The 10,929-nt window shown below is 60.0% G+C and carries 8 protein-coding genes and 2 pseudogenes; 4 read left to right on the top strand and 6 right to left on the bottom strand.

The window, feature by feature from the left end; genetic code table 11:
- The 4 genes and pseudogenes from AB5Y73_RS02490 to dcuC all read right to left on the bottom strand — a co-directional run.
- Positions 1 to 257 (bottom strand): annotated as a pseudogene (locus AB5Y73_RS02490) (IS3 family transposase); the annotation flags it as partial.
- A gap of 104 nt (positions 258 to 361) precedes the next feature.
- Complete coding sequence (locus AB5Y73_RS02495) at positions 362 to 2,005, bottom strand: hypothetical protein (protein ID WP_107683076.1); 1,644 nt, start codon at positions 2,003 to 2,005, stop codon at positions 362 to 364.
- A 188-nt stretch (positions 2,006 to 2,193) separates the two neighbouring features.
- Positions 2,194 to 3,840: a bifunctional UDP-sugar hydrolase/5'-nucleotidase gene (locus tag AB5Y73_RS02500; RefSeq protein WP_107683075.1), complete on the bottom strand. Its 1,647-nt coding sequence runs from the start codon at positions 3,838 to 3,840 to the stop codon at positions 2,194 to 2,196.
- A 90-nt stretch (positions 3,841 to 3,930) separates the two neighbouring features.
- Positions 3,931 to 5,283 (bottom strand): anaerobic C4-dicarboxylate transporter DcuC, encoded by a 1,353-nt coding sequence (dcuC, locus tag AB5Y73_RS02505; RefSeq protein WP_005336914.1) that lies wholly within the window; start codon positions 5,281 to 5,283, stop codon positions 3,931 to 3,933.
- 195 nt (positions 5,284 to 5,478) lie between these two features.
- On the opposite strand from dcuC, the gene AB5Y73_RS02510 reads away from it, so the two are divergent.
- Positions 5,479 to 5,943, top strand: coding sequence for a hypothetical protein (locus AB5Y73_RS02510; RefSeq protein WP_107683074.1), 465 nt, complete (start codon positions 5,479 to 5,481; stop codon positions 5,941 to 5,943).
- 183 nt (positions 5,944 to 6,126) lie between these two features.
- The gene (locus tag AB5Y73_RS02515) at positions 6,127 to 6,723 is read left to right on the top strand and encodes a DUF922 domain-containing protein (RefSeq protein WP_107683073.1); all 597 of its coding nucleotides are present in this window, start codon (positions 6,127 to 6,129) and stop codon (positions 6,721 to 6,723) included.
- Positions 6,724 to 6,818: 95 nt separating this feature from the next.
- Here the strand turns inward: AB5Y73_RS02515 and mnmC are convergent, their stop codons facing one another.
- Complete coding sequence (gene mnmC, locus AB5Y73_RS02520; protein WP_181497340.1) at positions 6,819 to 8,834, bottom strand: bifunctional tRNA (5-methylaminomethyl-2-thiouridine)(34)-methyltransferase MnmD/FAD-dependent 5-carboxymethylaminomethyl-2-thiouridine(34) oxidoreductase MnmC; 2,016 nt, start codon at positions 8,832 to 8,834, stop codon at positions 6,819 to 6,821.
- A 90-nt stretch (positions 8,835 to 8,924) separates the two neighbouring features.
- Between mnmC and fabB the strand changes: the two genes are divergently transcribed.
- Positions 8,925 to 10,136: a beta-ketoacyl-ACP synthase I gene (fabB, locus tag AB5Y73_RS02525; RefSeq protein ID WP_107683071.1), complete on the top strand. Its 1,212-nt coding sequence runs from the start codon at positions 8,925 to 8,927 to the stop codon at positions 10,134 to 10,136.
- Positions 10,137 to 10,199: 63 nt separating this feature from the next.
- On the opposite strand, the gene AB5Y73_RS02530 is transcribed toward fabB, so the two are convergent.
- On the bottom strand, positions 10,200 to 10,334 hold the full coding sequence (locus AB5Y73_RS02530) for a hypothetical protein (RefSeq protein WP_368147264.1): 135 nt from the start codon (positions 10,332 to 10,334) through the stop codon (positions 10,200 to 10,202).
- A 51-nt stretch (positions 10,335 to 10,385) separates the two neighbouring features.
- On the opposite strand from AB5Y73_RS02530, the pseudogene AB5Y73_RS02535 reads away from it, so the two are divergent.
- Positions 10,386 to 10,929 (top strand): annotated as a pseudogene (locus AB5Y73_RS02535) (transposase); the annotation flags it as partial.

The raw sequence follows: 10,929 nt of genomic DNA on the forward strand, positions 1-10,929 counted from the left end.
TCCTTGATACGCTGCTCGGGCGTCTGGTTGTCGGGGTCAGGCATGGTGATGCTCCTGCCGGCACGCACAGAAGCCCCCTGGCTCCAATCTTGCCGACCATGTTTACGCAACCATAGCAGAACGGTGGAGCGGCCCTGAATGCCATAACGCACCTGAGCCTGTTTGTAGGTGAGCTCGCCTTTTTCAATCTGCTCGACCAGTGCCAGTTTAAAAGTCAGCGAGTAATCGCGCTGTGTCCGTTTCACACCTTGTCCCATCGGGTTCTCCATTTATTGGGAGGAAAGGTGTAGACCATATTCAGGACGGGACAGGGGATAGAAAAAGGGCGGCCAAATGGCCGCCCTTTGCGTCTCTGAGCTGGTTATCGGCGACGATAGAGACCCGGATCCACCTCTTCGTAGTGGCTGGTCAGGTATTGATAGAAGGCGAGATGGGAAGGCGAGCTCGGTTTTTTCAGCTCCTCGCTCACCCGATCCGGCTTGGCGATGATGAACTTCGGGCTCTGGCGCTGGATATCGGCCAGCACCCGCTCGCGCACGTCATAGGGCGGATTGACGTTGGCAAAGAAGAGATAGGCGGACGCCGGCTGGCGATCGGTCCAGAGATAATATTGCGGCTGGATGCCATCGACCCAGATCTTGTCGCTCGGGAGTGTCTCGGCCTTGATGCGATCAACCCGTACCTGCGCCGCCGGATTGAAAGGGCGACCCTTGAGGGTGCCTTCCCAGGCGTTGTTGATCATCAGCAGCAGCATGGCCAGCGTCGCCAGCCAGGGGGTGGCACTGCGCACATCCCAGGCTCGCCAGAGGGGGATGAGGATCAGCACCGGCAGCGCCCACAGCAGGCTGGTGCCGAGCACCTCGTTGACCCGCTCGAGGGACCACTCCTTGGTGCTCCAGCCAAAGGCGAGCTGCTGGGCCAGCAGCCAGCTGGCGGTGAGTACCACCAGCGAGATGCAGAGCAGGCCGATGGCATCTGCCTGCTGTTCGCTGCGATCCAGCAATACCGCCAGCGGCAGCACCGCCAGTTGCAGATAGAGCACGTCGTAGTGATCGAACACATGGCCGGAGACCGAGTTGGCGATCAGGGTAAACAGCACCCCAAACAGGGTCGCCAGCAGGGCGGGCAGATACCACTCCTGACGGCGGCTCAGCATCAGAATGATGAAGGCGGGCAGCAGCATCACAAGGCCGGTGCGCAGCAGGCCGACGGCGCCCACCATGGGGGAGAAGCCATTGCCGTAGCTCCCTTCGAAGAAGATGTCGAAGGCGTAGTATTTGAAGGCCGCCAGCAGATCATGCTGCTGGAAGTAGGCGTAAAGCGGGCCGCCAATCAGCGCCAGCCCCAGCAGGCTGGAGATGAGCAGCAAGATGGCATCACGCCACTTCTCGTGCAGACACCAGTGGCAGAACAGCACCAGATACCAGGCGCCCCAGAAGGCGCCGTTGTTGGTGCGCATCCAGGCGACGATGGCGAAGGTGAGGGCCGCCACCAGTGCCGGCCACCAGCGAAATCCCTTGTCCAGCAGCAGGGTAATGAAGGCCCACTGGGCGATGAGGGCGAAGTGGAAGGTCCAGTCCTCGGTCATGTTGCCGTAGTAGTAACGGGTGCCGTACAGAGCCAGCACCGCCAGCATGGCGCCAAGGCGCGCCTTGAACGAGAGTCCGAGCTGGGCAAAGGCCTGCCAGCTGGCCAGCAATCCGAGCCAGCAGAGCACCCACTCCAGTGTCCAGATCCCGACAAATCCCCCCATTCGATAACCCAGCGCGTCGAGGGCGAAAATCATCGGCCCCTTGATGTCGATCATGTCGCGATAGAGCACGCCCCCTTCGCTCCACATCTTGCCCATCACAGCGAACAGCGAGGCATCAAAGCCCGGCGCCATGGCGTGGAAGAGCGGGTTGCGCAGACAGAAGAGCAGCGCCAGCAAGGCGGTCAGCAGCACAATGGCTGGCTTGATACCCGGGTTGACGCGAGGGGGAGTGAAACGGATGGAGTGATTCATGAAGTCGCCTGTTCCTGCAGCTGGTCTTGAAAGCGGGCCTATCTTGCCGAGCTAGTGAGTGCGATGCAATGGGGCGGGCCCGTGTGGGGCAAATATTCTCGAAAAAGCCCGGTTCTTGCAGGGAACCGGGCGCTGGCTGCGGCAATATTGGCCGTCAGGGGGATGTGGCAAAGCCATCCCCCCCTGCATCAACTGAGGTACTCAAGCAGGGGCGGTTGCGCTTCCAGTGTCGGCAGGTGACGGGCCCAGCGGATAAAAGCGTCGGCCAGGGTGATGCCGAGCTCTTGATTGTGCTGGGTCAGGGTCCGCGCCAGTGCGGTGTAACCCTCCTTGCCGGAGGCGGTATAGGCGCTCGATACTCCGCGATAGACCTGTTCGGCATTGACCGCTTGCCACTGGCCGGGGGCGGCTTCCCACTCCAGTCGGGTGATGCGCTGACCCTTGGGCCGATCGGCCTGATAGGTGAATCGCACCCCTGCGGTGTAGGGGAAGCTGCCGTTGCCATTGCCGACCACGCCGTTGTTGGTGGCGTTGTCGATGGCATTCTCCAGCGCCTCCGCCAACTCGTGACCGTGCACCCGATAGAGGGTGAGGGGAATGGCAAACGGCAGCAGGCGACCGGCGATATCCGCTTCGCTCAGGGGGCCCGGCTCCAGCGAGCAGCGCACGCCGCCAGCATTGTGCAGGGCAAAGTCCACCTCGCCTACCTGTTCACGGGCAGCGGTCAGCATGGCGCGGGCCACCAGCGGGGCGAGCAGGCTGCCGTGGGGCAGGGTGGCATCCGGCAGCCGCTGATGGGGCAACGGCGCCGCCAGCCGGGTGACGATGCGCTGGCTCATGGTTTCAATCTCCGGCCGGTAGCGTTTGGCCAGATGTTGTTCAAGCTGTTGATCCGGCTCGCAGAAGGTGAGCCCGACAGGTGGCGTGGAGGCAAATGGCCAGGGGTGCCAGGGGAGCCACTCCAGCTGTCCCTGACTTTGCACGACGCGGCCTGACTGATCGAAGGTGAGCTCGCAGACACCGAGGCAGAGGGCGCTGTGGCCAGCATGCAAAATAGCCACCCCGTTGTTCATCATCGGATAACTGCCTTCGCTTGGCAGACCCAGCGGCGCGAGATCGCCGAGCAGGCTGTGGGTATGGCCGCCAATGATGAGGCTGAGCTCGGGGAAGCGCTCGGCCAGCAGCTTGTCCTGATCCAGCCCGAGGTGGCTCAGCAGCACAATATGGTGGATCCCTTCGCGCTTGATCTCCCGCAGCACCTTGGTGAGGGTGTCGGCGACCGCGTGGAAACGGGTGTGGGGATCCGGGTTGGCGATGGCAGCCATCTGGGCGAGGGTGATCCCGAGCAGCGCAAAGGGAACCCCGTCGATCACCTGACGATGCCAGGGCTGATGGGCGTCGTAGAGATGGGGGATATCCCACAGCCCCAGCGGCGTGTCGGCAGGCTCCTGACTGTTATCCAGATTGGCGGCCAGCACAGGAAAATCGAGCTGGCGCAAGAACTCCACCAACGGGCCATTGCCCAGATCGAACTCATGGTTGCCAAGTACCATGGCATCGGGGGCCAGCATGGCGAGCAGGTCGGCGTTGGCGCGCCCTTTGAAGCGGTTGAAATAGAGAGAGCCCTGAAAGGAGTCGCCACCGTGCAGAAACAGAAAACGCTGGCCGGCTGCTGCGGCTTTGGCACGCAGTTGGGTCAGTCGGGTCAGGATCCGGGCATAACCGCCGCACTGGGTGCGCCATTGGCCTTCACCGACAGGGGAGAAGCTCATGGGCGCGCCATCGAAGTGGGAGTGGCAATCACTGAAATGGGCAAGTTGAACCGTAATACTCATCTCGGTCCTCCTTAGGGGAAAATGAGCACCGAGTCTACTGCAAAGGGGGGGGAGGATACCAGCCCGGCAGGGTGCCGGGCTGGTCAGCGATCAGGCGGGAACCATGATCTGGGTGGCGACGATCACCACCAGCAGGCCGACGGCTACCGGCATACTGGTGCGCTTGACCACTTCGAACGGCGAGAGCTTGCCCATCCCCGCACAGGCGACCACCACCCCAGAGACCGGCGAAATGGTGCGACCCAGGTTAGAGGCTTGCAGCATGGGAATTACCAGATAGGCCGGGTTGATGCCAAGGCTGCTGGCCAGGTTGGGGATCAGCTCCACGAAGGCGTAGAAGGGGGCATTGCCTGAGCCCGTGGTGAAGGCGGCCAGGGTGGTGATCACCACCAGCGACAGCATCATGATCAGGCCGCCGGAGCCGAGATCCTGCGCGTGAGCCAGCAGGGTGTCGATAAAGCCGATGGTCATCAGACCCTGGGCAAAGACACCGGCACCGACCAGCAGCATGACCACACCGGCAAAGGCGTCAGCCATGTTGCGCCAGCAGACCTGCAGACCGTCCAGCAGCTCCTTGCCATTGCGGATCCGCACCAGCTCCAGCAGGCTGGCCAGCACCATGCACATGACGATGATGGTGACGATATCCAGCTGCGGACCCCATTTGCCGTCAAACACCAGCACCCCGATGATGGGGGTAAAGGGCAGGATGGCGTAGAAGGCCGGCGCAGTCGTCACCAGATCTCCCGGGGCGACCGGCTCGTTGTGCTCACCGGATTTCTGATCAAGGTAGCGCTGCCAGAAGAAGTGGGTCACCGCCATGCAGGCGATCGCCACCAGCGAGATGGGCAGGGTCAGCTTGAAGGCAAAATCCAGCAGCGGCATGTTGGCGGCCTGAGCGGCCATCACCACGTCCCCTGAGGTCGGTGCCAGAATGATAGCGGCTGGCGAGGCGCACACGGCCGCCGCCGCACCACGGGAGATCCCCATGTTGACCATCAACGGGAACAAGGTGGCCATCAACAGCACGCCGAGGCCGGTGGCGGAGCTCACCGCCAGTGACATGGCGCAGGCCACCAGATAAGCAGCCACCAGCAGGATATAGGGGGACTTGATGATGCCGAGCGGTTTGCTGGCCAACTTGACCAGAATGGTGTTGGCACCGATATGGCTCATGTAGCCGGCAAAGCCGCACAGCACCATGATCAGCATCCCCAGTCCACCGCCACGGTCATTGAGCAGGAAGCGGACGTATTCGAAGATATCGGTTGCGATATAACCGGTGCTGACCACTTTGCTCGGCAGTACCGGCTTGCCCATCATGGCGGTGATGACCAGCAGCAGCAAGCCGCCGCTCAGCAGCACCCCGGTCGCGGAGTATCCTTTGAAAATGGCACGGCCCACCACCAGGGTGACCAGGGTGCCAACGATGAGTTCCAGCATATGTTGCCTTCTGATTGGATGAGAGTGGAGGGAGTCTATTCCGATAGGGGTAGAGTGGCGACTGGAAACAGGATGTTGTGTGAGCTAAATCAACGTTTAACCCCATGAACAGAATTAAAGAAAGGTAAAGGTACTTTACCCAGCGGGTTTGGCTACCTACCCTTGCCAGCCTTGGTTGTCTTTTGAGGCTTTTATATGGTGGTTGGTGATTTTTCAGGCATTAAACGCTCTCTTTTTCTGCTTGCGATGCTATTTTCACCTACTTGCGTGTTTGCAGTAACCAATGACGGTTTTCATCAAACCGGCCCTCATCAGGCGGTCGCCATGCGGCGTCTCATGGCTCCTCACTCTTACGGCGTACTGGTGGTCGCCGAGGGGAACAGACCCCGTTTTGCCGCGCTGGCATCCAAAACCACGGAAGCAAACTGCCTGGCCCGTCATGCCATCCGGGTAGATGGGGTCGCGCTGCTGGTCACCCCGAGATTCTATGCCAGAGAGGAAAAACGGGGACTTTGCGAGCTGTGGCTCAATGAGGGGGCAGATCAGGACTTTTTTGCCAACCGTCTTAAAAATGATCATTTTATTCAGATAGATGGTCATGACATCAATGTGAAAAACTATCACCTCGACTGGCAGCGCATCAGCCGTCATGCTCAATAAAAATACAGTTTTGCCCTTGTGCCATACTCTGCTCACGCAACCTGTGAGCGTGCTCTGATTTCTGGGCGCATCATTGTATTGCGCCGCCTCGTCGTCACACATAGGCTATACCCGTCATCTGTGTGGCGGTGGGGTTCGCCAAGGTTGGTACTCCGCCCGTGCAATCAAGGAAGGTAGTCTGGCATGGTCAGCAAGGTTTATGGAGTAGTGGGGGTCGGGTTGTTGCTGTTGCCCCTGATGAGTCAGGCTCAGCCGAGCCGACCGCAAGTGGTGCCAGAGTCCCGCATCAATGTCCGTTTTTATGAGGTCAATGCAACCAGTCCGGAGCAGCTTGCCCGGGCGATTGCCCAGAGTGCTCCCAAGGTGAATGGCAAGCCCGTACTCGGCAAGGCGAGTTATCAAGTGGACTGGCAGCTGGATACCGAGCAGTTGCCGGGGCGCTGCCAGCTCAACCGGGTGACGGTGACCACCAACGCCACCGTGTTGCTGCCCCGCTGGCGTCAGAGCGCGAACAGTAACGATCCTGCCCGCCAGCGCTGGGGGCGGCTGCTCTCCAGCATGTTTGACTACGAATCCCGCTTCAAGGAGATGGTGCTGCAAGGGGCCAATCAGGTGGGTGGCGCGATTGCGGGATTACCCGGGCATGCAGATTGTCAGGTGCTGCGCTATGCCGCGTGGGCAGCAGGCAGTGGCGAGCTGAACAAGATCAAGGGACGGCTCGACGGATTCCAGCGGCAGACAGGTTACGGCGAACAACTCGGGGTGCACTGGCCCAAGTAAGCGCTATCTTAAGACGCAATATCCAGCATCGCACGATTTGATAAATAGAATGGCCGCCTGATGGGCGGCCATTCTATTTCCTTGCAGAGTCCGGTTCAGGCTAGCGCTTTGCCCTTGAGCAGCTTGCGTACCCAGTAGCGGGCTGGGTGGAGCGCTTCCAGCAGATCGGCGGCCAGCGGCAGGGGATCGCCGCAGATCTCGCTGGCGAGCAGCTCACCACAGAGCGGCGCCGAGCAGAGGCCCCGTGAGCCGAGCGCCCCCAGCACATAGAGGCCGGGGTGAAGGGGGAGTGGCTGGGCGTTGTGCTGATCATGCTGCAGCTGCGCATAGTGATCCGCCAGACCTTGCAGTCTGGCCACTGGCCCCACCACCGGCAGGTGATCCCGGCTGGCGCAACGCACCCCTACGCGCGCCTCGTTGCCGCTCACATCCACCTCGGCTGGCCAGGTTTGCTCCGGCAGGCAGGCTTGCAACCGCACCTGATTCTGGGTTTGCTCCTCGGCACGAAACTCAAGGCTGCTCTGGTTGCGGCCATAACTGGCACCAATACAATGTTGATCGTTGTGCATGGGCGTGAGGTAGCCATCGTAGCAGAGCACTGTGTTGAGCTGACTCAAGCTGGCCGTGGTCGGCACATGGCTCACCTGACCGCGCACCGGATAGAGGGGCAGCTCGGCAAAGGGGAGCAATGCTGGCAATTGGTGACCGGCGGCGACCACCAGATTGGGGGCCTGCCAGTGGCGGCCATCCTGGCTCTCTACTTGCCAGCCATCGGCCTGCTCGGCAATGGCGCTTACTTGGGTGTGGTACTCCACCTGAAGCAGGCCGCTGGCTTGCGCCTCTTTCAGGGCGGCTCGGGTGAGATCGGCCGGACAGAGCCAGCCTCCCAGCGGATAGCTGACGCCGCTGTGGCCACAGGGCAGGCCAACCACCTGCTCTACCTCTGCTGTAGAGAGGGGATGCATCAGTTCGGACGGGAAGGGGCCCTGGTTCATTTTCGCCAACTTGGCTGCCGATTTGTCGTCATAACCGAGCTGGGTCACTCCGCATAATTCGAAAGCGATAGGATGGCGTTCGGCCAACGCCAGCAGCCGTTGGCGGGCATAGCCAAAGGCGAGCGAATAGAAGCGTGACAGGGCATCGTGCTCGCCGTTAAGCAGGGGATAGAGGGCTCCTTGGCGGTTGCCGGAGGCGCCGGTGGCCGGTTCGCCATCTGCACACAGCAACGTCACCTTGCGACCCCGCTCCACCAGAGAAAGCGCCGTCATGGCCGAGGCGATGCCGCCGCCGATGATCACCACCTCGCCAGCGCGTCCGGCAGGACGGGCATACCAGGGGGCGATGGTCTGCTGCGGTTGCTTGTCGGTGCGATCCCCCACCAGCATCTCCCGCTTGCTGCCGTGGCCCTTCACCTTCTTCATGGCAAAACCGGCGGCAATCAGGCCGCGACGGACAAAACCGGCACAGGTAAAGGTGGCGATGGAGCAATCGGGACGGGCGAGGCGAGCGAGACCATCAAACAGATCCTGTGTCCACATTTCCGGGTTCTTGGCCGGGGAGAAACCATCCAGATACCAGGCATCCACCAGCCCCTCTGCCCGGTGAGGCACTTGCGGCAGCATATCCTTGATGTCGCCAAACCAGAGATCGAGGCGAATGCGGCCACCCGCAAAATGCAGGCGGTGGCAACCGGAGACCGGCAGCGGCCATTGGGCGACAAGATCCTGACTCAAGCCAAGTTCAGGCCAGGCGGCCAGCGCCTTGCGCAGATCGTCTTGGGTCAGGGGGTATTTCTCGAAACTGATGAAGTGCAGACGGGAGCCGTTGCCGGATTGGGGCGCCTGTTCCAGGAAGGCTTGCATTGTCGCCAGAAAGTTAAGACCTGTGCCGAAACCTGTTTCACCTATCACGAAACTGTCACTATCGTGGTGCGAAAATCGCGCAGGTAGCCGGTTTTGCTGCAAAAAGACGTAGCGGGTTTCACCTAGACCGTTATCATTGGAAAAGTACACATCCCCGAAGTCACTGGAGACAGGAGTTCCCGCTTCATTCCAGTCCAATCGGGCATGATGTAAGGATGTTTGACTCACGTTTTCCTCGGCTCGCGTCACAAAATCGCGGGCATTCTACGTGAAAGCAGACCAGTTTGGCAGCCGAAAGCGGGTAGACTTGGCGCCAGTTTTTCCAGACGAGATGAATTAATGAGAAGAGCAGTGATCACCGGTATCGGCGTCATCTCCAGTATCGGCAACAACAAGGAAGAAGTGCTGGCCTCCCTGAAAGCAGGTAAATCCGGCATCACCTATTCCGAGCAGTTCGAGCAGCACAACCTGCGCAGCCGTGTCTGGGGTAACATCAAACTCGATCCGTCTGAACTGATCGACCGTAAAGTCATGCGTTTCATGGGCGACGCTGCGGCCTACGCCTACCTCTCCATGCAGCAGGCCATTGAAGATGCCGGTCTGGCGGAAGATCAGGTCTCCAACGAGCGTACCGGCCTTGTGGTCGGTTCAGGTGGTGCCTCCGGCAAGAACACCTCGGAATCTGTGGACATCGCCCGTGAGAAAGGGGTCAAGCGTGTGGGCCCTTACATGGTGCCGCGCACCATGTCTTCCACCACCTCTGCTTGCCTCGCGACCCCGTTCCAGATCAAGGGTGTCAACTACTCCATCAGCTCAGCTTGCGCCACCTCTGCTCACTGCATCGGTCACGCGCTTGAACTGATCCAGCTTGGCAAACAGGATGTGGTCTTCGCTGGCGGCGGTGAAGAGCTGGACTGGTCCTCTACCATCCAGTTTGACGCCATGGGTGCCCTCTCCACCAAGTACAACGACACGCCGGAAAAAGCGTCCCGTACTTATGATGCGAACCGCGATGGTTTCGTTATCTCCGGTGGCGGCGGCATTCTGGTGATCGAAGAGCTGGAACATGCGCTGGCGCGTGGCGCTCACATCTATGCCGAGCTGACCGGTTACGGTGCTACCTCCGATGGCTACGACATGGTCGCCCCGAGCGGTGAAGGCGCGGTGCGTTGCATGAAGATGGCGATGCAGGGTGTGGGCAAGGTTGATTACATCAACACCCACGGCACCTCCACTCCGGTGGGTGATACCAAAGAGCTGGAAGCTATCCAGACTCTGTTTGGCGCCAACGGTCCCAAGATCTCTGCCACCAAGGCGATGACCGGCCATGCGCTGGGCGCTGCGGGCGTGCACGAGGCTGTCTACTCCCTGCTGATGATGGAACACGGCTTTATCGCCCCCAGCATCAACATCGAGACCCTGGACGAGAAGGCTGAAGGTCTGCCCATCGTGCGCGAGTATGAAGTGGCCGAACTCAATACCGTCATGTCCAACAGCTTCGGCTTTGGCGGTACCAACGCCTCCCTGGTGTTCAGCAAGTTCAAAGGCTGATATCCAATTGATGTGAAAAAAGCGCCTCAGGGCGCTTTTTTTGTCTTCGGGATCTGCCATCACTCATTGCAGAGCAGAGCAGAGCAGAGCAGAGCAGAGCAGAGCAGAGCAGAGCAGAGCAGAGCAGAGCAGAGCAGAGCAGAGCAGAGCAGAGCAGAGCAGAGGCCATGAAGAGTGGGTTTGTAGTGGTCTAATCATCCCGGACACCATTTTAGGTGGTACAGTCGCCACCATGACCTGAGGTGTTCAATGACAAGATTACGTCGCTCATTTACTGCCGAATTCAAACTCGAAGCCGCATCCCTGGTGCTCGACCAGGGGTATTCTGTTCCCGAAGCCAGCCGTTCACTGGATGTCGGTGAAACCGTACTTCGCCGCTGGGTTCAGCAACTGCAATCCGAACGAACTGGCACAACCCCAATCGGCAAAGCACTGACTCCGGAGAAGCAAAAAATTCAGGAGCTGGAAGCCCGTATTAACCGGCTCGAACGTGAAAAGGACATTCTAAAAAAGGCTACTGCTCTCTTGATGGCGGACGAGTTCACACGTACGCGCTGATAGACCGATTAAGGGAGCAAGCCCCCATCACCTTGGTCTGCTGCGCTTTCGATGTTCCAACATCCTGCTTTTACGACTATCTGGCCCGCAGACGGGCGATTAACCGTGAGCGGATACAGCAACGCAGTGAGTTGCGCCGGTTGTTCAAAGAAAGCCGGAACTCAGCGGGCAGCCGCGCCTTGATGTCGATGATGCGAGAGTTGGGGTATCAGATTGGCCGATTCAAAGTACGTAA

Source organism: Aeromonas sp. s7(2024) (assembly GCF_040907825.1).
Lineage (GTDB): Bacteria > Pseudomonadota > Gammaproteobacteria > Enterobacterales > Aeromonadaceae > Aeromonas > Aeromonas veronii.